Annotated in this window: 1 protein-coding gene; it reads right to left on the bottom strand. The window is 68.5% G+C overall.

From position 1 onward, the window contains the following. Positions 1-410, bottom strand: a 410-nt coding sequence (locus ACVDHI_RS20750; RefSeq protein ID WP_447212480.1) for a hypothetical protein, incomplete at both ends; no start/stop codon positions are given.

Genomic DNA, 410 nt, shown 5'->3' with positions numbered 1-410 from the left:
TGTCGCTGCCCGGCAGCGAGACGTTGCCCGCCGCGTCCACGATGGTGGCGGTCACGGTCAGCTTCACGCCGTCCGCCGGACGGTCAAACTCGTAACCCCCCTTGCCCGCCGTGATGTCGGCATCGGTCAACAGGCGGTCGGCCTGGCCGCTCACCTTGAGGGTGTCCCCGGCCTTGGCATCGCCCGGCAGGCTCACTTCCACGTCCACCTTGCCGCTGATCTCGGTGTTGCTGATGGTGCCGTCGTTGTTCACGTCTTCGGTGATGACCACGGTCGGCGCACCGGTCGCGGTGGTGTCGCCCATGGTGGCGCTGTCGCTGCCCGGCAGCGAGACGTTGCCCGCCGCGTCCACGATGGTGGCGGTCACGGTCAGCTTCACGCCGTCCGCCGGACGGTCAAACTCGTAACCC

Source organism: Aeromonas sp. 25-248, from assembly GCF_053005425.1.
Note: the sequence above shows the minus strand (reverse complement) of the source record. Positions and strands in the feature narration are given on the sequence as shown.